We start from the raw sequence: 18,765 nt of genomic DNA, 5'->3' as shown, positions 1-18,765 counted from the left end.
TGGGAAAGAAGGGCTGCAGCCGTGCCATCTGCACGTCCGTCAGCCAAAAAAGGTTGGTCATAGGTCAGTCTCCTTGCGGAGCCTGAATCACGCCGAAAGTGGAAGATCAATGGGTCCTGACCCTAGCTTGCCAAGATCAACCAGCCTTGAGGCGACCTTGTCGAAGGTCGGCTCCCGCATGCCGCAATACGTTGCAAGCCGAAGCGGATTGTATTCGACCGGCCCATTCTCCTCATAGATTCGGGCCAGGACCATCGTATAGACGCCAACCTCCTGGGCCGTGAGCCCGCGCACACCGTTCATGAAATCGGCGGGGTAAAAGTTGAAGTAGGGGATGTGGCGCTTCACGTGGCGGGCCTCGCGTTGTCATCCCAGATCATGTTCGTCGCCGGGTTGAACATCATGTGCGCAGTACCGGTCTCGCCTTGGCGCTGCTTGGCAACGATGATCTCCAGCCGGTTCTTGACACGCTGACGGGCCTGATCCCACTTGGCCCAGAGTTCCACGTCATCGACGTCCGGTTGTTCCCGCTCCAGGTAGTACTCTTCCCTGAAGCAGAACATCACCGTGTCCGCATCCTGCTCCAGCTGCCCTGATTCCCGCAGATCACTCAGGTGCGGATGCTTGTCCTCCCGATCCTCGACAGCGCGCGACAATTGCGACAAAGCAAGGACCGGCACATTGAGTTGCAGAGCAAGGCCCTTGAGTGCAATTGAGACGTTGGTGATCGCTTCATAGCGGCTTTTCCCCTCGCCCTTGATCAGCCCGAGGTAGTCCACAATGACAAGGCCGAGGTTGCCGCCCAGGCGGCGCTGAACCTGCTTCACGCCGGCGAAGATTGCCCCAATGTCCCGATAGGACGAAGGCAAGAACTCGATGGGCATGCGCCCAACGTCTTCTTGTGCAGCTTCGAGGACGGCGCGCATCTGCGCCTCGGTCAGATCACCCTTGCGCATCGCCGCATAACTTACGCCTCGGCCGCGCTCTGCAGTGGCCTCCGCGACCATTCGCATGGCCATGGCTTCGGGGGTCATTTCTAGGGTGGCGATGCAGACACCTTTCCCTGCCCTTGCGGCCCGTGTGGCAATGCACATCGCCACCGCGGACTTGCCCATGGATGGCCTGCCGCCCAACAGGATTAGTTCGCCCGGATAGAAGCCTGGCACAATGCTGTCCACCGCACTGATCCCAGTCCGCAGCCTTCCGTCTTCACTACCTTGGTAGGCCGCAGCTATGAGCTTGGTGGCTCCCTCTAAGGCCTTTGCCATGGACGTTGGCCGCGCCATCCCTACCGGCGCTGCGCTGATGAGGGATGCTTCAATTCGTGAAGTGATCATATCCGCGTCGTCGTCGCCGCGAGCAATAGCGGCCAGGGCTCCGTGCATCAGATGGATGAGGTCGCGCTTGCGTTTGAGGTCGGCCAGCATCGTGACATACTGTTGTCCGCCGCTCATGGCGGCCCCCGCAATCTTGATGAGGTACCTTGGCCCGCCAAGCTCACTCAACCCTGCATCCTCCCGCATGATCTCGGCAACCGAAATCGGGGATACAAGGAAGCCTTGCAGCGCCTTAGCATTGCAGACCTCAAAGATCCTGCGGTGCACCGGGTCGTAGAACAACTCAGCGCCCCCGTGAGCTAGAGTTGTCGGATAAACTGGCCCCTCACAGTTCTTCAGGAGCATCTCACCCAGCACCTGCTGTTCAGCCTCGACCGAGTGGGGGACATTTTCCAACCGCGTGATCTGGGGATCAGGATTGGTTTGGGGCCTAGACATCAGACTTGGCCCTTCTGATCGGAACCAAGTTGGTGCTGGCAAAGCGATTCTGGGCAATGCCGTAGCAGCCCTGCCAGTCGCCTCCAAGCGCCACCATAATGGTGCGAGCGTCGGAATTTGAGTTGGTCGTCATTACGCGACCTGCCCCCAAAAGGCACCGGGCATGGGCTCTGGTGTGTCGAGTGTGGGGTCCGGTATCACGCATCCCCGCCCAAAAATGCTTTAGCTGTTTCTCACACCCCGGACGCACGACGGGCTTCCCAGGCTTCAACTTCACTGAGCTTCCAGCGAGTGCAGCCCAACGAAAGGTTGACTGGGGGCGGGAAGCGAGCATCGGAGCTAATCCAGCGCCAGATCGTCGTGCGATGCACCCCATACCGGGACGCAACCTGATTGTCCGAAAGATACGTTTCCGGCATTGAAATCGCTCCTTGTTGCTACGAAGGCAGACAAGGTCATACAAACCGAAAAAGCCTTCAACGTGCTGCGCCGGCTTGCGGACGACAAGACGAAGCGCCTAAGCGGGCGCTATCCGTACGTTGTAGGCCTCCTTTACACTAAAATATTGAAAAGTATAAGTTTTGTTCGGCGTCGAACGTGACGTGGGCCAAGGGGTCGTAGTCGTCGATATTGGTCTACGCGAAGTTGAACATCCCCTTGGCTTGAGTGTTTCGGCATGATGACCCTAAGCTATTCAATGGTCACGCTGGTCAGTGTATCGGACTTTCCCGACAGAAACGTGGCCCAGTCAGCCATCATTAGTCGCCGCTTTTCGATCATGTCGCCTCGCCGATAGGCGGCTTCCACTGCGCTGCTGATCCGGTGGGCCAGGGCAACCTCGGCCATTTCCCCTGGGTAACTGGTACGCTCTGCCACCCAATCCCTAAATGTGCTTCGAAGCCCGTGGGGAACGGCTGGGCGCTTGCTCACACGATCGACATAGCCTGATCCTCTAGCTGCGACCGCCGCGGTATGCTGCCGCTTCATGAGCATTGACAGGGCCATGTCGGAAAGCTGACCTCCCCGCACGCCGGGAAACACCAGCGGGTTGCTTTCCAGCTTGGGGAGGGCTTTCAACAGAGCCACCGCTTCCGTGGACAGCGGCACTCGATGCTCACGCTTCATTTTCATGCGCTGGGCCGGGATTATCCAAAGAGCCTTTTCTAGGTAGATTTCATTCCAAGCCGCGCCCCGCACTTCGCCAGATCGGGCCGCGGTCAGGGCTAGAAACTCCAAGGCGCGGGCCGGGAAGCCTTCACGCTTCCGCAGATCGGCCAGCCACCCCGGGGCATCGTCCAGCTGCAGGGCAGGATGGTTGCTCTCGTTTGCGACCTTGGACGGGGCGGGCAGTAGTTCCTTTAGGTTACCAGCCCAACGCGCCGGGTTGTCTCCGGTTCGGTGACCGACAACCGTGGCCCAGGTGAGAACCGCCTCAATCCGCCCGCGAAGGCGAGTTGCGGTCTCAGTCTTGGTCGCCCAGATTGGCTGCAGACATCGCAGGACTGCGGCGGTATCGATTTCATCGACCGGCAACGCACCGATTTCAGGCACAGCATAGGTGTCCAAGGTGCTGCGCCATTGAGCACGGTGCTTTTCGTTGCGGAAGGCGTCCAGCTTGGCGGCAAGGGCTTTTTCCACCGCTTCGCTAAAGAGCATGCCCTTGCGCCGGGCCTCGATCAGCCGAGCCTTGGCGGCCTTCCGCTCCTCAACTGGGTCGATTCCGCGCTCCACCTTGTCGCGGACTTCCCGGGCCTTGTCGCGGGCCTGGGCAAGGGTGACAGTCGGGAAGCCGCCTAGCCCAATGTCCCGGCGGCGGCCCCCAACCAGCGTGCGCAGAATCCATGTCCTGCCACCCTTGGGAGCGAGTTGCAGGTAAAGGCCCGCTACCCCTCCAACCGGCACCATGACGTTGCCTTTGCCACCGGGGTGCGCAAGGCGCTTCACCTCCAGCGGGCCGAGTTCTGCGGCAACCTTCGGCATGCCCGTTTACCTACCCATCAAAACCGTTGCGACAAGCTACCACCCCTCGCAACAGGATGAAACGGTGATCTCGCCAAGCATCAGGGATTTATTGGCAATTCGGCGTCTTTTCGCGGCAGTGTGCAACAGAATACGGGGGCAGAATGGCGGCCTCCGGGTCCGCCATTTCCCCAGACTTATGGCCCAGTAGACCATGCAGGGCGCGTAACGGTGCCGCGCGGGCGCGAACCCGGATTCGGCGGGCCGGTCAGGGGGTGGCGGGGCGCAGGAAGATCGTCAGCAGGGTCTGGGCATCCGGCAGGCCGGTCGGGGCCAGTCCATGCTCGCCCTGCACCTGCTTCAGCGCCTGGCGCGTCGCGTCGTCCAGCGTGACCGGAGGGACCGGGGCCGCCATCAGTCCGCGTTCGGCCAGATGCGCTTGCAGCTTTGCCAGGGTCGCTTCGCGCAGCCGCAGCACGCTGCCGTCCTCGTTGATCACCAGCTGCGGCGAGGCCTCGTGCACCGTCCAGTCCCCCAGCGCCTGGATCAGCGCGTCGGCGGCGGTGCCGACGGGCTTGTCGGGGTTGTTGCGACAGATGTTGGTCACCACGGCCGCCAGTGCCGTCTCGTCCTGGATCGCAATCAGGTCGAAGACTCCGGCCGTGCTGCGGTTCGCATGGGTGAGATAGCCCGACAGCCACAGCGCCAGGGTCTCGACCTGCCGGGCCTGCATGGCGGGATCAGGGTCCTCGAACAGCGTGGCGCAGGTCTGCCCGCCGATCCCGCGGAAGGCGAAGGCGCCCGTTCCGGTCTCGGCCCGCGCGGGATGGCCCGCGGACAGCGCCAGGGAAAGCGCCGCGATCGCGGCCTGGATCCGGGTTTTCTCTGGCTTGCGCAAGGCTTTGCTCCTGATGATGCCGGACTCTATCCAGGCGCCGGATCGGGAATCACCTGTGCATGGGGCTGGGCGTCAGCGACGAAAGTATGGAGTCCTGTCCCTTGGGCGGCCCTTCGCAACTTCTGCCTGTTTCCCCCTTCTCTCCTGCGGGGGGATACTGGGGCAAAGCTGGAGGACGGGGCGTGACAGCAAGGATTCGGATCGAAGCGCCGGGCAACGGATTTCTGGCGGGCCTCGCGCATCCGGCCTCGGCGGCCGCGCTATGGCCGGTCCCGCAGCCCGCGCCGGTTGCGGAGACTGCCGGGCGGGTGGCTCTCTTCGGCCGCCCCGAGGGCACGATGGCCGAGGTCGCGACCTGGCTGCGGCGAGACGGGGTGGCAATCGCCTGGGCGAGGCCCGCGCCGGACCTGCTGGCCTCGCTGGCCGCGGATCGGCGGATTGGCCTTGCGCTGATCGACCTCGACGCCATGGGAGGCATCCTGGCCGCGCTCGAGAGCCTCTTGGTGTTGCGCCGCAGCCGCCCCGACCTGCCGGTGATCCTGGTGTCGCGCGGCTTTCTCACCGACGACTTCGACCTCGAGCGGCTGCCGCTTTGCGATGCCTCGCTGCGCGCCCCGGTGCGGCGGGCGGTGCTGGAATTCGCGCTGAGCGAGGCGGCCGAGGTGAACAACCCGATCTGGGTCTCGCGCCAGGCCGAGGCGTGCGGCAGCCGCGCGCATCCCTGAGCTTCAGGCCGCGCTTGCCGGATAGCGGTAGCCGAGCCGCGCCTCGAGGTCCTGGTCGCATTCCGCGCGCAGGAAGGCGAGGTCGTCGGGCGACAAGGTCTCGGGCAAGGGCGGCCGCGCCTCCACCGCCGGCTGGAACCGCGCGCCCAGCCGTTTCAGCACCGGCCGCAGCGCCGCATCCGGGGCGGGCAGGCCGAACGCCGCCCGGAACGCCGTCAGCAGGCCCTGCGGATCGGCGATGGCCGTCTCCATCCGCAGCAGGCAGACGTTGCAGTCCCGATTCAGAAACCCCAGATGCGAGGCCAGCTTGCCCCGGCGCAGCGCAAAGAGGTTGGGATAGCGCCGTCCCGTGACCGGGTCGCGGTCCTGCTGCAGCGGCTGGCCCGGCTCTGGCCCGGCCAGATGCATGTCGAAATACCGCGGCCGGTCGATGATCGTGTCCCAGGGGGCACGGATGAACTCGGGGAAGGCCAGGCGCTGCATTTCGGGCCGGCTGTGCCAGGGCTTGGCGAACATCGACCGCGCCCAGTCGTCGGCCCGGCGCACCGCGATCACCACCACCAGGTCCGAGGGCACCTGCAGCATCTGCGCATGGCCATGTTTCCAGCCCAGCGCCTCGGTCGCGGCAAGCGGCAGGTTGCGCCCCAGGATCCGCTTGACGAAATTGGTGCCCGAACTGCGCTCGCCGATCACCTGGAACCGGGCGACCTTCGTGCCCCGGGCGGCGCAGAACAGTCCGGTCGCGGCAAAGTCGGCGGGGATGGGATAGGGCACTCTTACCTCGGAACGGGCGACATTTTGCGATTCTCGCTGCTGTGGAATGAGGTTAGGCTGCGTTCCGGGCAAGAACAACAACGACGGGGCCGGGAATGCAGACGACGGTGGCGGCGGTCACGATGGTTCGGGACGATCCGTTCTTCCTGCGGATCTGGCTGGACTATTACGGCACGCGGCTGGGGCGCGAGAATTGCTATGTCGTCAACCACGGCCGCGGGGCCGGGGTCAGCGCCATGGCGGCGGGATGCAACATCATCGGCATCCCCGGCGAGCATCACAAGAACTTCGACATGCGGCGCTGGCGGCTCTTGAACAACCTCGTCATGGGCCTGCGGGTCTATTACGACCATGTCATCGTCGGCGACGTGGACGAGTTGGTGGTGGTCGATCCGGCGGCGGGCAAGGATCTTGTGCCCTGGCTGGCGGCGATCCCGGCCGACCGGGTGCTGACCCCGCTGGGGCTGGAGGTGATCCACCGCATCGACCTGGAGCCCGAGCCGGTCGCCGGCAAGGTGCTGGGTCCGCGCCGCCATGTCCGGGTCGCGCCGCATTACTCCAAGCCCTGCGTGATCTCGGCCGGGACCAAGATCTCGCGCGGCGGACATTTCACCTCGCATGACAAGCTGCACACCCCGGAGGAGTTGTACCTCTTTCACCTCAAGTTCTGCGACTTCCCCGCTTATGTCGAGGTGATGAACGCCCGCAACGCGGTGGCGGCGGCGACCGGGGTGGGGGTCAAGGAGGCCTCGATCGGGCGGCACTGGTTCGCCGAGGCCAGGGGCGAGGACCGCGCGCTGTTCGAGGGCTTCGCCGCCCTGCCGAAGCATGAGGGATTCCAGATGGGCCCCTACCGCCGGAAGATGCAGCGCAGCTTCAAGCCGCGCGGCGATACCGGCTTTTGGGAATTCGCCCGGCCGGACTACAACGAGCAGCACGAACTGCCGGAACGGTTCCTCGGCCTGTTCTGAACTCACGCCGGCAGCAGGATCGCATCCATGGCGGCAAAGCTGATCTCGGCCGTGCTGCCCACCGGCGGCGGCGGCTGGTCGGGGCGGTTGAACGTGTCCAGCGCCAGGACGGACCCCTCGACCCGCGCCCGGATGCGGATGACCGAGCCCAGGAAATGCACCTCGTCGATGGTTGCGGGCAGCACGACCTCGCGCCCTTCGGCGCGGCCCAGGCTGATCGCCTCGGGGCGCAGCGCCAGCGTGACCGAAGCGCCCGCTGCCGCCGGGATCGCCCGCGAAAGGCCAAGCGCCTGGCCGGCGACGGTCACGCCTCCCGCCTCGGGGGTGACGACCCTGGCCTCCAGCATGTTCAGCGTGCCGACGAATCCCGCGACAAAGCGGGTGCTGGGATTGTTGTAGATTTCGAACGGGGCGCCGGCCTGTTCGGCGATGCCGCCATTCATCACCACGATCCGGTCCGAGATCGACATGGCCTCCTCCTGGTCATGCGTCACGAAGATCGTGGTGATCCCCAGCTCGCGCTGGATCTCGCGGATCTCGTTGCGCAAGGAGACGCGGACCTTGGCGTCCAGCGCCGACAGCGGCTCGTCCAGCAGAAGGACGCGCGGCCGGGGAGCCAGCGCGCGCGCCAGCGCGACCCGCTGCTGCTGGCCGCCGGAAAGCTGGAAGGGAAAGCGCGCGCCGAGGTCGGGCAGGCCGATCAGTTGCAGCATCTCGGCCACCCTGGCGTCCCGCTCGGCCCGGGACACGCCCTTGACGCGCAGCCCGAAGGCCACGTTGTCGGCGACGGTCATGTTCGGAAACAGCGCATAGGCCTGGAACATCATCCCGATGTTGCGCTGGTTCGCGCGCTGGTCGCTGACGTCATGCCCGTCGATATGGATCGTGCCCGAAGTCGGGGTCTCGAACCCCGCCACCATCCGCAGCACCGTGGTCTTGCCGCAGCCCGACGGCCCCAGAAGCGAGACGAACTCGCCCTTCTCGATCGCCAGGCTGAAATCCTTGACCACTCGGTTGGCGCCGAAGGTCTTTTCCAGGTTGGTCAGCTCAAGGAAGGCCATCAGGCTTTCGCCCTTTCATGTTTCGAGAAGCGGGTGACAAGCTGGATCAGCCCCATGCAGCCCCAGGTGATGGCGAAGGCGATCACAGCCAGGGCCGGCGGCTCATAGGCGCGGTTGGCGCCCAGAAGCTGCATGAAGGGGCCGAAGGCCGGACGGTTCAAGAGCGCGGCCATGGTGAACTCGCCGATCACGATGGCGAGCGTGAGGAAGGCCCCCGACAGGACCGCGACCAGCACGTTCGGCAGGATGATCCGCGCCAGGATGGTGAACCAGCCCGCGCCCAGCGACTGTGCCGCCTCGGTCAGGGTGGCCACGTCGATGGTGCGCAGCCCGGTGTCGACCGCGCGGTACATGTAGGGCAGGGCCAGCGTCGCATAGCCCATGGTCAAGAGGATGTCGGTCCCGAAGGCCGAGCCGGTCAGCGGCAGGAAGGACGAGGTGTTGTAGAGGCGGATATAGCCGAAGACGATCACGATGGCCGGGATCACCAGCGGCAGAAGCGTGATGAATTCGATGATCGGCCGGGCCTGCGGCAGTTTCAGCCGCACCCAATAGGCGGTCGGCACCACCAGCAGCACGCCGAAGACGATCGTGGCGGCGGCCAGCGTCAGCGAATAGCCGAAGGTCTCCCAGAAGCGGGGATCCTCGAAGACGCGGACATAGGCGTCGAAGGAATATTCTCCCCGCCGCATCTTCAGGCTGAACTGGGTATTCCCCACCAGCGGCAGGAGGAAATAGAGGCAGCCCAGAAGGAAGACCGCCCAGGCGACGAGGCGCTTCATTTCAGCCACCTCTCGGACCGGGTGCGCAGCACGATGTAGATGACGTTGGCCAGCCCCGTGATCACGATCATCCCGAAGGCCAGCGCATAGCCGAGGTTCGGATTGCCCAGCACATCGCCCCGGATCTGCGCGAAGAGCTTGATCGGCACGATGTTCAGCTGCGGCCCGGTCAGGGCGAAGGCGGTGGCGACCGCGCCGAAGGAATTGGCGAACAAGAGCGCGAAGGTGCCCAGAAGCGAGGGAAACAGGATCGGCAGCGCCACCATGCGCCAGTATTGCGCCCAGGTCGCGCCCAGCACCTCGGCCGCCTCGCGCCATTCGCGCTTCAGCCCGTCCAGCGCGGGGATGATGATCAGGATCATCAGCGGGATCTGGAAGAAGAGATAGGTGACGACGAGACCCCAGAAGGACAGGAGGTTGAAGCCATAGGCGCGCAGGTTGATGCCGAACTCGGTCTTCAGCCACAGCGTGACCAGCCCGGCCGGCCCCAGCGTCGCGATGAAGGCAAAGGCCAAGGGCACGCCCGCGAAATTCGAGGCGACGCCGGAAAAGGTCAGGAGCGGGCTGCGCAGCCGCTTCGGCAGGCCGCCGAACACCACCGCCGCCGCCATGGCGAAGCCGACCGCGCAGCCCAGAAGCGCGGTGATCAGCGACAGCTTGATCGAGGTCCAGTAGGCGTTGCGGATCGAGTCGGTGTTCAGGTCGATCAGGTTCTGCAGGGTGAAGCTGCCATCGGGCGACTGGAAGGCCCCGATCACGATCTTCATCGTCGGCAGGATCAGGAACAGCAGCGCGAAAGCCACGAAGGGCATGATGCCCAGCCATTCGACGGGCAGGCGCCACTTCGGACGGGCGCGCGGGCGGGCTAGTGGCATCGACGGTCGGTCCCCCATGTCGGTCAGGCTCCCGCGGCGTCTGCCGGCCCCGGTGAGCGTTCCCCGCCCCGGTGCGACCGGGGCGGGCAGAAGCGTCGGATCAGATCATTCGACGTTGGCGCCGACGACCGAATCCCAGCCGCCGGTGACGGCGGCCTTGTTGGCGTCGACTTCTTCCAGGGTCGGGAAATAGGCGGCTTCATAGGCTGCGGCCGGGGGCAGGGCGTCCAGCAGCTCTTGCGGGATCTTGCCGGCAGCGGCCATCGCGTTGAAGCGCGCCGGGTGGCAGTAGCCCTTCAGCCAGCCCAGCTGACCCTCGTCGCTGTAGAGATATTCCATCCACAGCTTCGCCGCGTTCGGCTGCGGCGCGAAGGCGCTGATCGCCTGGACGTAGACGCCGGCCAGGACGCCCGATTTCGGCACCACCACCTCGACCGGCGGGTTACCGGCCAGTTCGTCCTTCCACGACAGGGCGTTGTAGTCCCAGGCGATGACGATCGGCGTCGTGCCCTGCGCCAGCGTGCCGGCCTTGCCGATGACCGGGACGAAGTTGCCGGCCGCGTTCAACTGCTTGAAGAACTCCAGCCCCGCCTTCCCGGCTTCCTCGCCCGGAGCCGCCCCGTTGGCCAGGCCTGCCGCCAGCACCGCCAGGATCGCCTGGTTCGAGGCGCGCGGATCGCCCGCAAGCGCCACCTGCCCGGCATATTCCGGCTTCAGAAGGTCGGCCCAGTCCTGCGGCACGTTCTCGACCAGGTCCTTGTTCACCATGAAGGCCATGACGCCGTAATAGTCGCCGTACCAGTGGCCGTCGGCATCCTTGACCGCATCCGGGATCTCGTCCCAGGTGGCGACCTTGTGCGGCTGGGTCAGCCCCTCGGCCTTGGCCTGCGGACCGAAGGCCAGGCCCACGTCGATCACGTCGGGCGCCTGCGGGCCCTTGTTGTCCTTGTTGGCCTTGATCGCCTCGACCTCGTCGGCCGAGCCCGCGTCGGGGTTCAGCTCGTTGACGGAAATCTCGGGATACTTGGCCTTGAAGCCCTCGATGACGGCGCCATAGCCGCACCAGGAATGCGGCAGGGCGATGGTGGTGAGAGTGCCCTCGGCCTTGGCGGCGGCCTCGATTTCCTCAAGCGACTGCGCGGAAACAACGCTTGCCGAAAGCATTGCGACGATACTTGCCGTTCCAAGGGCGGTCTTCAGCATCATTTGGGTCGTCCTCCTATGTTGACCGACTTCCCGTAGCCCGCGTCTCCGACAGGATTATGACAGTTCCTGTGGGGCGGCCGGTAGCTGGCCTTCCTTTGTTACGCGGCAACTGCTTGCGTTTCCAGTCTGACGTTGGGGTCCGCCCGTCTTCGGGGCCGGGGGATTGTGACGGACACAAGAGCCCGGTTGAAGCGCCGCGCGCCGCGTGGTGAGACTGCGCAGAGCAAATCGGGGGAAAGCAGGCGATGCGGGTCTTCATCAACGGGTTCGGCCGGATCGGCCGGTCGGTGCTGCGGGCCTGGATGCAGGCCCCGTCTCGCTGGCCGGGGCTGGAGATCGTCGGGATCAACGACATCGCCGCACCCGAGATGTGCGCCTATCTCTTCGAATACGACAGCGTCTTCGGCCCCTGGCGCGGGACCGTGGCGCTGGAGGGCGGGGCGCTGGTGGTCGACGGCCGCCGGGTGCCGCTCTACCGCACGGGCGACCTGTCGGGGCTGGACCTTGCCGGCGTGGATCTGGTGATGGAATGCACCGGCCGGGCCGAGACGCGCGAGGTGGCCGAGCGCGGCCTGAAGGCCGGGGCGGCGCGGGTGCTGGTCTCGGGCCCCTCCTCGGCGGCCGAGGTTACGGTGGTGCTCGGGGCCAATGATTCGGTGCTGGCCGGGCAGCGAATCGTTTCGAACGCCTCCTGCACGACCAATGCGCTGGCCCCGCTCGCGCGGCTGATCCACGAGAACTGGGGGATCGTCACCGGCTCGATGACGACGGTGCATTGCTATACCGGCAGCCAGCCCACGGTCGACGCCCCGGCCGCCGACTATCCGCGCAGCCGGGCGGCGGCACTGTCGATGGTGCCGACCACGACCAGCGCGGCGCGGCTTCTGGACGGGGTGCTGCCCGATCTTGCCGGCCGGATCGTGGCCCAGGCGGTGCGGGTGCCGGTGGCCTCGGTCTCCTGCCTGGACTTCCACCTGATGACCGAGGCCCGCCCCACGGCCGAGGCGGTGAACGCCGCCTTCCGCGCCGCCGGGGGCGTGGTCGGCGCGACGGACCGGCCGCTGGTTTCGACCGACCTGCGCGCGCGGCCCGAAAGCGTGGTGATGGCCTGCCCCGAGACCAAGGTGACCGGGGCGGGGATGCTGCGGGTCTTCGGCTGGTATGACAACGAATGGGGCTTTTCCAACCGGATGCTGGACATGGGCCTGCGGATGGGCTGAGCGGATCCGCCCGCGGCGGGAGAGGTGCCGACCCGAGGCGGTTGGGCTCAGTCCAGCCCTTCGTCCGGGATCGCCAGCACCGTGCCGCAGGCCTTGCAATGCACGGCGTCGGCGTCATGCCGGCCAAGGCCGCAGGTCGGGCAGCGGAACTGGACCTTGCGCGGGCGGAAGATCACCTGCACCAGCCGCAGGAAAAGGCTGATCCCGATGATCATCGTCACGACGGACAGAAGCTTGCCGGAAGTGCCCACCAGCGTCACGTCGCCATAGCCCGTGGTCGACAGCGTGGACACGGTGAAATAGAGCGCATCGACATAGTTCCCGATCCGCTCGTTGATCCCCGATTGCGTCTGGTAGACCAGCGCCGTCATCGCGAAGAGGAAGATCAGCAGGTTCAGCCCGGCCCGGAGCGCAGTCTCGTTCCGGCGGAAGCCGGGGAGGTCGTCGCGCAGCTGGGTCAGCGTCTGCGGCGAATGGAACACGCGGTAAAGCCGCAGCACCCGCAGGAAGGCCAGTCCCTCGCCCCAGATCGGGAAAAGAAGGGAGAAGATCACCAGAAGGTCGGCGAGGCCCCAGAGACTGAAGATCTCGCGCGAGGGGCGGCGGGCGATCCAGAGCCGGACCATCAGGTCGGCAAGGAAGATCACGCCGATCGAGATGTCGATCGTCGTGGTGTGCAGGCCGCGCGGCAGGAAGGAGGAGGCGACCAGCCAGACCACGATCGCCAGGTCGAAGGCCAGGAGCGCATAGCGGAAGCGGTCCCCGACCGGGTCGTGGCTCTCGTACAGGATGCGCAGGCGGCTGCGGAGGCTGGTTTCTGGCATCTCGCGGGTTCCACGGCGTCTGGCCGCACTGTCGGGCCGAGGGGCAGTGCAGGTCAAGCCGTGCGCGTGCGGGGCGGGCTGCAAAATCCTTGAAGGAAGGATTTTGGCAAATTTCTTGAGGAAGAAATTTGGCCCCGCTGGCGACGGGTTGGTCTGGCCGGCGGGGCCCCTGGAGCGAAAGAATTGGGAAACACCGGGAATGGCTGACTGCTGGAGCAGCTGCGATGGTTACGCCCGGTAGGGGCTTCGGGCAGGCTTGCGGCAAGGGGCCAAAATCCTTGAGGAAGGATTTTGACAAGTTTCTTCCTCAAGAAACTTGGCGCCGCTTCAGCCGCCGCGCACCGTGTCGATCATCAGTTGCACATGCTCGGGGCTCGCCTCCGGGGTGATGCCATGGCCGAGGTTGAAGATATGCGGCCCCTTCGAGAAGGCCCGCACCACATGCTGCGTCGCCGCGACCAGGGCCTGGCCGCCGGTGACCAGATGCTCGGGCGCAAGGTTGCCCTGCACGCAGCCGTCGATCTGGACATTGGCCGCGGCCCATTCCGGGCTGACCGAATTGTCGATCGCCACGCAATCGGCCCCGGTGCGGTGGGCAAAGCCGATATAGCCCTGCCCGGCCTCGCGCGGGAAGGCGATGACCGGGATGCCGGGGTGCCGGGCCTTCAACGCGGCGATGATCCGGGCGGCCGGCGCCTCGGCGAAGTCGCGGAAATCCTGGCCCTTCAGGCTTCCGGCCCAGCTGTCGAACAGTTTCACCACCTCCGCCCCGGCCTCGATCTGGGCCGAGAGATATTCGATCGTCGCCTCGGTGATCCGCTCGATCAGCGCCTCGAAGGTGGGGCGGTCCTGGGCCTTCAGGGCATGGGCGGCGGCCTGGTCCTTCGATCCCCTGCCGCCGATCATGTAGGTGGCCACAGTCCAGGGCGCGCCGGCAAAGCCGATCAGCGTGGTCTCGGGCGGCAGTTCGCGGGCCAGGATGCGCAGGGTCTCGTAGACCGGGGAGAGCGTGTCGTGGATCGCCCCGGTCGGCCGCAGGTTCGCGACCTGGGCCGGGGTGTCCGTCGTCTCCATCCGCGGGCCTTCGCCGGTCTCGAACCAGAGCTTCGGCCCCAGCGCCTGCGGCAGGAGCAGGATGTCGGCAAAGAGGATCGCCGCGTCGAAGCCGTAGCGGCGGATCGGTTGCAGCGTGACCTCGGCCGCAAGGTCGGGCGTGTAGCAGAGGGTCAGGAAATCCCCGGCCCTGGCGCGGGTCTCGCGGTATTCCGGCAGGTAGCGGCCGGCCTGGCGCATCATCCAGATCGGCGGGGTGGGCAGCACCTCGCCCTTCAGGGCGCGCAGGATCGTCTTGGTCATCGGGGCATCCTTCCAGTCGGCCCATGGGTCGGCCGTGGCGCGGGGGTTGTCAAGAGTTGTCACCCGCGCCCGACAGGGGTAAGGCTGCACCCATGCGCGATGATCTGCCCACCCCCCCCCGCCCGCTGAAGATCGGAACCCGTGGCTCTGTGCTGGCCCTGTGGCAGGCGCATGAGGTGCGGCGCTGCCTGATGGCGGCCTTCGATTTGCCGGAGGCGGCCTTCGAGACCGTGGTGATCAAGGTCACCGGCGACCAGATCCAGGACAAGGCGCTGCGCGAGATCGGCGGCAAGGGCCTGTTCACCCGCGAGATCGAGGAGGCGCTGCTCGACGGCGGCGTCGACATCGCGGTGCATTCGATGAAGGACATGCCGACCTTGCAGCCCGAGGGGCTGGTGCTGGACTGCTACCTGAAGCGGGCGGATGTGCGCGATTCCTTCGTCTCGCTGCGCCATGGCTCGATCGCCGAGCTGCCGGCGGGGGCGGTGGTGGGGTCCTCGTCCCTGCGCAGGCGGGCGCAACTGGCGCTGCGGCGGCCGGACCTGAAGCTGGTGGAGTTCCGGGGCAATGTGCAGACCCGGATGCGCAAGCTGGAGGAGCGGGTGGCGGATGCGACCTTCCTCGCCATGGCCGGGCTGACCCGGCTGGGGATGCTGGACGTGGTGCGCTCGGCCATCGAGCCCGAGGAGATGCTGCCCGCCGTCGCCCAGGGCGCGATCGGGATCGAGCGACGGGTGGCGGATGCGCGGGTCGCCGAGATGCTGGCGGCGATCCACGACCGGGACACCGGGCTGCGGCTGGCGGCGGAGCGGAGTTTCCTGTTGCGGCTGGACGGCTCGTGCGAGACGCCGATCGCGGGGCTGGCGGTGCTGGAGGGCGATCAGCTCTGGCTGCGGGGCGAGCTTCTGCGGCCGGACGGCACGGCCTCGGTCGCGGGCGAGCGGCGGGGGCCGGTGGCGGAGGGCGCGGCAATCGGTCGCGCGCTGGCGGAAGAGCTTCTGGACCGCGCCGGGCCGGACTTCTTCGCCTAGGGTTACAAAGCTGTCGGCAAGGCGTTACATGGCCCCGGTATCGCCGGAGTGGCCCCCCTTTGCCCGACCCTGACCTGTCCGACCCGGATCTGCAAGCCCATGTGCGGGCCGCCCTGGCCGAGCCCTTTCGCCGGGTGCGGCAGGTGCTGCTGCCGGACGGGCGCCGGTTCTGGCTGAAGCGGGTGGAGCGGCTCTCGGGCCGGATGCGGGTGCAGAAGGGCGATCCGGCGCGGGCCTTCGCAGCCGAGCGCGAAGGTCTGCGGGCGCTGGAAGGGGCGGGGCTACCGGTGGCGGCGGTGGTCCTGGAGGGGCCGGACTGGATGCTGATGCCCGATGCGGGGCCGGTGCTGCCGCAGGTGGTGGCCGATCCTTCGCGGGACGAGGCCGGGAAACTGGCCGCCTTCGCGCGGGCGGGCCGCGCGCTGGGCCTCTTGCACTGGGCGGGGATGGTGCATGGCCGGCCGGCGGTGCGGGACATCTGCTGGGATGGGCAGGAGGCGCGGTTCATCGACCTTGAACGCTTCCGGCCGGGGCGGCGGGGCGGATTGTGGCAGGCGGCGGATGTGGTGATGCTCGCGCAGACGGCCTTTACCCGCTGGCCCGGGGACGCGCGCTGGCTGGAGGCGGCGCTGGCGGGCTACGCCGGAAATGCGCCGCCGGGGGCGATGGCGCGGGTGGCGCGGCTGGCATGGTGGTTGACGCCGCTCGGCGCGCTGGCCGGGCTGCTGGTCCGGGTGAAGCCGGAAAGCCGCGAACTGCGGGCGGTCGGGTTGACGCTGCGGCGGCTGCGGCACGGCGAGGCGGCGATTTCCGTTCGGAAATCGTGACGGAAATCGTTCGATTTCCGCTCCCGCGCTATTCCTGGGCGCGCAACGTGCGGGCGGGGCGCAGGGACAGCGGCCGCAGCGCGAAGACGAGGCCCGCAAGCAGGGTGGCGAGGATGCCGCCCGCGATGATGCCGAGGGCGGAGAACGGCTCGAAGCGGTAGCCCGTCTCCATCACGAAGGTCATCACCGCCCAGCCCGAGAGGCCGCCCGCGATCACCGCCACCACGCCCGCGGCCGCGCCGGTGAGGGCGGAACGCAGGGCGAAGCTGGCGAGGATCTTCCCCCGCGTGGCCCCCAGCACCTTCAGGATCGCGGCTTCGTAGATCCTTGCGCGCTCGCCCGCCGCCGCCGCGCCGATCAGGACGACGAATCCGGTCACGAGTGTCCCGGCCGCGGCCCAGGCGGTGGCGGTGGCGATGGCGGACAGGGCCTCGGTCACGCGGCCGACGGTCTCGCGGATGCCGATCGCGGTGATATTGGGCCAGGTCTTCGTCACCTCCTCCAGGATCTGCGCCTCGGCTTCCGGGGGGGCGTAGACGGTGGCGATATGGGTGTGGGGGGCGCCGGCCAGGGCCGAGGGATTCAGCGTCATCACGAAGCCCATCCCGGCGTTGGAGAAGTCGACCTCGCGGAAGGAGGTGATCGTGGCGGTGATGTCGCGGCCGAGGATGTTGACGGTGATCCGGTCACCGAGTTTCAGGCCGATCTCCTCGGCCTCCGCGGCGGCGAAGCTGATCTGCGGCGCGCCGGTGTAGCCCTCGGGCCAGAAGGTTCCGGCGGTGATCCGGGTCTTCTCGCCCGGACTGGCGGCATAGGTGATACCGCGGTCGCCGCGCACGACCCAGTGGTCTCCGGCGACCTCGCGCGCGGGCTTGTCGTTGATCCGGGTGATCACGCCGCGCAGCATCGGGGCGGTTTCCATCCCGGTCACGGCGGGGTTGGCCTGCATCAGTGCGCGGAAGGGGTCGATCTGGTCGGGCTGGATGTCGACGAAGAAGAAGGCGGGCGCGCGGGTGGGCAGGTCGGTGGCGATGGCCTGGCGCAGGTTCCAGTCGATCTGGCCCACCGCCGCCAGCACGGAGAGGCCCAGGCCGAGGGAGAGGACGACCGAACTGGCGTCGGACCGGGGCGCGCCGATGGCGGCCAGCGCCGCGCGGGTGGCGGGGCGGCCGTGGGTGAGGCGGGTGCGGGCCAGGCGCCTGGCGACGAGGCGCAGCGCGCGCGCCGCGAGCGCAAGCACGAGGAGCGATCCGAGGACGCCAGCCGCTGCCCCGAGGGCAAGTTCCGGGATGCCGGAGAGCCAGGTGGCGCTGCCGATCAGGGCGGCGACGAGAAGGGCGAGGGCGGCGAGGTAGCGTGTGCGCGGCCGGGCGCGGGTGCCCGAACCGCCGCGATAGAGGGCGGCGGGGCGGATGCGCTCGGTCCGGGCGAGGGGGAGGAGGGTGAAGATCAGGGCGGAGAGGGCGCCGTAGGCGGCGGCCTCGACCAGCGCGCCGGGCGCGAGGCGGATCGCGGCCGGGAAGGGAAGCGAGGCCTCGATCAGGGGGGCGGCGAGGATCGGGGCGGCGGCGCCGAGGGCGAGGCCGAGGGCGATGCCCAGGGCCGACAGGATCGCGGTCTGCCAGAGATAGATGCGGAAGATCAGCCCGCCTTCCGCGCCAAGGGTCTTGAGCGTGGCGATGGTTTCCACCTTGCCGTCGAGATAGGAGCGGATCGCAGCCGAGATGCCGACGCCGCCCACCGCAAGGCCGGCAAGGCCGACGAGGACGAGGAAGCTGCCGATGCGGTCGACGAAATTCTCGACCCCCGGCGCGGCGCGGCGGCTGTCGGTCCAGCGCATCCCCTTGTCGCGGAAGGTGGATTCCGCCTCGGTCTCGAGGGTTTGCAGGTCGGCGCCGGGCGGCAGGAGCAGGCGGTAGCGGGTCTCGTACATCGAGCCCGCGGCGAGGAGGCCGGAGGAGGCCAGCGCCTCGGAGCGGACCACGGTGCGGGGGCCGAGGGTGAAGCCGGCGGAGGCGGAATCGGGCTCTCGGGTCAGGGCGGCGGTAAGGCGGAAGTCCTGCGTCCCGAGGCGGAAGCTGTCGCCGATGGCGAGGGAGAGGCGCTCGATCAGGACCGGGTCCATGATCGCGCCGGGAAGGCCGTCGGTCTCGGCCAGCGCCTCGGCAACAGGAATCGGCGGGTCGAGTTGCGCGGAGCCGGTGAGGGGCCAGGCGCTGTCCACCGCCTTGACCTGGGTAAGGGCCTGGTCGCCCTGGGTCAGCGCCATGGAGCGGAAGTCGTAGACTTCGGAGACCCTGGTGGCGATCCGCTGCATGTAGGCGCGTTCTTCCGGGTCGGCGCTGCGCCAGGTGAAGCGCATCTCGGCATCGCCGCCGAGGATCACCGCGCCCTGGTCGGCGAGGCCCTGCTGGATCCCGCTGCGCAGCGTGCCGACCGCGGCGATGGCGGCGACGCCAAGGGCAAGGCAGGCGAGAAAGA

Annotated in this window: 18 protein-coding genes; 5 read left to right on the top strand and 13 right to left on the bottom strand. The window is 67.3% G+C overall.

Annotation, left to right across the window (positions count from 1 at the left end; all coding sequences use genetic code 11):
• Positions 1-87 precede the first annotated feature (87 nt).
• The 5 genes from ACE3UA_RS17150 to ACE3UA_RS17130 all read right to left on the bottom strand — a co-directional run bounded on the left by ACE3UA_RS17150 (position 88) and on the right by ACE3UA_RS17130 (position 4,632).
• Positions 88-348, bottom strand: a complete 261-nt coding sequence (locus ACE3UA_RS17150; protein ID WP_374647315.1) for a DUF1376 domain-containing protein — start codon at positions 346-348, stop codon at positions 88-90.
• Positions 345-1,775, bottom strand: a complete 1,431-nt coding sequence (locus tag ACE3UA_RS17145) for a DnaB-like helicase C-terminal domain-containing protein (protein WP_374647313.1) — start codon at positions 1,773-1,775, stop codon at positions 345-347. The genes ACE3UA_RS17150 and ACE3UA_RS17145 overlap by 4 nt, the downstream gene beginning before the upstream one ends.
• 233 nt (positions 1,776-2,008) lie before the next feature.
• Positions 2,009-2,194 carry a helix-turn-helix transcriptional regulator gene (locus ACE3UA_RS17140; RefSeq protein WP_374647311.1) on the bottom strand — a complete coding sequence of 62 codons (186 nt, stop codon included), beginning with the start codon at positions 2,192-2,194 and terminating at the stop codon, positions 2,009-2,011.
• A 271-nt stretch (positions 2,195-2,465) separates the two neighbouring features.
• A complete protein-coding gene (locus tag ACE3UA_RS17135) occupies positions 2,466-3,755 on the bottom strand; it encodes a tyrosine-type recombinase/integrase (RefSeq protein WP_374647309.1) in 1,290 nt (429 codons plus the stop codon).
• Between the two features lie 247 nt (positions 3,756-4,002).
• Entirely contained in the window at positions 4,003-4,632 is a 630-nt protein-coding gene (locus tag ACE3UA_RS17130; protein ID WP_374647307.1) for a peptidoglycan-binding protein, read from the bottom strand.
• 182 nt (positions 4,633-4,814) lie between these two features.
• Between ACE3UA_RS17130 and ACE3UA_RS17125 the strand changes: the two genes are divergently transcribed.
• On the top strand, positions 4,815-5,357 hold the full coding sequence (locus ACE3UA_RS17125) for a hypothetical protein (protein WP_374647305.1): 543 nt from the start codon (positions 4,815-4,817) through the stop codon (positions 5,355-5,357).
• Positions 5,358-5,360: 3 nt separating this feature from the next.
• Here ACE3UA_RS17125 and ACE3UA_RS17120 read toward each other — a convergent pair whose 3' ends face one another.
• Positions 5,361-6,131 (bottom strand): hypothetical protein, encoded by a 771-nt coding sequence (locus ACE3UA_RS17120; protein ID WP_374647303.1) that lies wholly within the window; start codon positions 6,129-6,131, stop codon positions 5,361-5,363.
• A gap of 95 nt (positions 6,132-6,226) precedes the next feature.
• Between ACE3UA_RS17120 and ACE3UA_RS17115 the strand changes: the two genes are divergently transcribed.
• Positions 6,227-7,102: a glycosyltransferase family 2 protein gene (locus ACE3UA_RS17115; RefSeq protein ID WP_374647301.1), complete on the top strand. Its 876-nt coding sequence runs from the start codon at positions 6,227-6,229 to the stop codon at positions 7,100-7,102.
• Between the two features lie 2 nt (positions 7,103-7,104).
• Here ACE3UA_RS17115 and ACE3UA_RS17110 read toward each other — a convergent pair whose 3' ends face one another.
• The 4 genes from ACE3UA_RS17110 to ACE3UA_RS17095 all read right to left on the bottom strand — a co-directional run bounded on the left by ACE3UA_RS17110 (position 7,105) and on the right by ACE3UA_RS17095 (position 11,026).
• On the bottom strand, positions 7,105-8,163 hold the full coding sequence (locus ACE3UA_RS17110) for an ABC transporter ATP-binding protein (RefSeq protein WP_374647299.1): 1,059 nt from the start codon (positions 8,161-8,163) through the stop codon (positions 7,105-7,107).
• Complete coding sequence (locus ACE3UA_RS17105) at positions 8,163-8,945, bottom strand: ABC transporter permease (RefSeq protein WP_374647297.1); 783 nt, start codon at positions 8,943-8,945, stop codon at positions 8,163-8,165. The genes ACE3UA_RS17110 and ACE3UA_RS17105 overlap by 1 nt, the downstream gene beginning before the upstream one ends.
• Positions 8,942-9,820, bottom strand: a complete 879-nt coding sequence (locus ACE3UA_RS17100) for an ABC transporter permease (RefSeq protein WP_374647295.1) — start codon at positions 9,818-9,820, stop codon at positions 8,942-8,944. Before ACE3UA_RS17100 ends, ACE3UA_RS17105 begins: the two co-directional genes overlap by 4 nt.
• Positions 9,821-9,925: 105 nt before the next feature.
• A complete protein-coding gene (locus ACE3UA_RS17095) occupies positions 9,926-11,026 on the bottom strand; it encodes an ABC transporter substrate-binding protein (protein ID WP_374647293.1) in 1,101 nt (366 codons plus the stop codon).
• Between the two features lie 245 nt (positions 11,027-11,271).
• Between ACE3UA_RS17095 and ACE3UA_RS17090 the strand changes: the two genes are divergently transcribed.
• Positions 11,272-12,246, top strand: coding sequence for a type I glyceraldehyde-3-phosphate dehydrogenase (locus ACE3UA_RS17090; RefSeq protein ID WP_374647291.1), 975 nt, complete (start codon positions 11,272-11,274; stop codon positions 12,244-12,246).
• 47 nt (positions 12,247-12,293) lie between these two features.
• On the opposite strand, the gene ACE3UA_RS17085 is transcribed toward ACE3UA_RS17090, so the two are convergent.
• Both ACE3UA_RS17085 and hemE read right to left on the bottom strand, forming a co-directional pair.
• The gene (locus tag ACE3UA_RS17085; protein ID WP_374647289.1) at positions 12,294-13,070 is read right to left on the bottom strand and encodes a potassium channel family protein; all 777 of its coding nucleotides are present in this window, start codon (positions 13,068-13,070) and stop codon (positions 12,294-12,296) included.
• Positions 13,071-13,397: 327 nt separating this feature from the next.
• Positions 13,398-14,426, bottom strand: coding sequence for a uroporphyrinogen decarboxylase (hemE, locus tag ACE3UA_RS17080; protein WP_374647287.1), 1,029 nt, complete (start codon positions 14,424-14,426; stop codon positions 13,398-13,400).
• A gap of 92 nt (positions 14,427-14,518) precedes the next feature.
• Between hemE and hemC the strand changes: the two genes are divergently transcribed.
• The gene (gene hemC / locus ACE3UA_RS17075; protein WP_374647285.1) at positions 14,519-15,457 is read left to right on the top strand and encodes a hydroxymethylbilane synthase; all 939 of its coding nucleotides are present in this window, start codon (positions 14,519-14,521) and stop codon (positions 15,455-15,457) included.
• Positions 15,458-15,516: 59 nt separating this feature from the next.
• On the top strand, positions 15,517-16,284 hold the full coding sequence (locus ACE3UA_RS17070; protein ID WP_374647283.1) for a serine/threonine protein phosphatase: 768 nt from the start codon (positions 15,517-15,519) through the stop codon (positions 16,282-16,284).
• Positions 16,285-16,312: 28 nt separating this feature from the next.
• Here the strand turns inward: ACE3UA_RS17070 and ACE3UA_RS17065 are convergent.
• The coding region (locus ACE3UA_RS17065; RefSeq protein ID WP_374647281.1) for an ABC transporter permease at positions 16,313-18,765 on the bottom strand (2,453 nt) is incomplete at its 5' end.

This window comes from Tabrizicola sp. (assembly GCF_041919135.1).
In the GTDB taxonomy this organism is placed as follows: domain Bacteria; phylum Pseudomonadota; class Alphaproteobacteria; order Rhodobacterales; family Rhodobacteraceae; genus Tabrizicola.
This window is presented reverse-complemented; position numbering and strand designations above follow the sequence as displayed.

What these genes read in the sequence shown, in the direction of transcription:
- ACE3UA_RS17100 (WP_374647295.1), bottom strand. Translation starts at nt 9,820, where the DNA reads ATGCCACTAGCCCGCCCGCGCGCCCGTCCGAAGTGGCGCCTGCCCGTC.
- ACE3UA_RS17105 (WP_374647297.1), bottom strand. Translation starts at nt 8,945, where the DNA reads ATGAAGCGCCTCGTCGCCTGGGCGGTCTTCCTTCTGGGCTGCCTCTAT.
- ACE3UA_RS17135 (WP_374647309.1), bottom strand. Translation starts at nt 3,755, where the DNA reads ATGCCGAAGGTTGCCGCAGAACTCGGCCCGCTGGAGGTGAAGCGCCTT.
- ACE3UA_RS17145 (WP_374647313.1), bottom strand. Translation starts at nt 1,775, where the DNA reads ATGTCTAGGCCCCAAACCAATCCTGATCCCCAGATCACGCGGTTGGAA.
- hemE (WP_374647287.1), bottom strand. Translation starts at nt 14,426, where the DNA reads ATGACCAAGACGATCCTGCGCGCCCTGAAGGGCGAGGTGCTGCCCACC.
- ACE3UA_RS17085 (WP_374647289.1), bottom strand. Translation starts at nt 13,070, where the DNA reads ATGCCAGAAACCAGCCTCCGCAGCCGCCTGCGCATCCTGTACGAGAGC.
- ACE3UA_RS17095 (WP_374647293.1), bottom strand. Translation starts at nt 11,026, where the DNA reads ATGATGCTGAAGACCGCCCTTGGAACGGCAAGTATCGTCGCAATGCTT.
- ACE3UA_RS17115 (WP_374647301.1), top strand. Translation starts at nt 6,227, where the DNA reads ATGCAGACGACGGTGGCGGCGGTCACGATGGTTCGGGACGATCCGTTC.
- ACE3UA_RS17140 (WP_374647311.1), bottom strand. Translation starts at nt 2,194, where the DNA reads ATGCCGGAAACGTATCTTTCGGACAATCAGGTTGCGTCCCGGTATGGG.
- ACE3UA_RS17110 (WP_374647299.1), bottom strand. Translation starts at nt 8,163, where the DNA reads ATGGCCTTCCTTGAGCTGACCAACCTGGAAAAGACCTTCGGCGCCAAC.
- hemC (WP_374647285.1), top strand. Translation starts at nt 14,519, where the DNA reads ATGCGCGATGATCTGCCCACCCCCCCCCGCCCGCTGAAGATCGGAACC.
- ACE3UA_RS17090 (WP_374647291.1), top strand. Translation starts at nt 11,272, where the DNA reads ATGCGGGTCTTCATCAACGGGTTCGGCCGGATCGGCCGGTCGGTGCTG.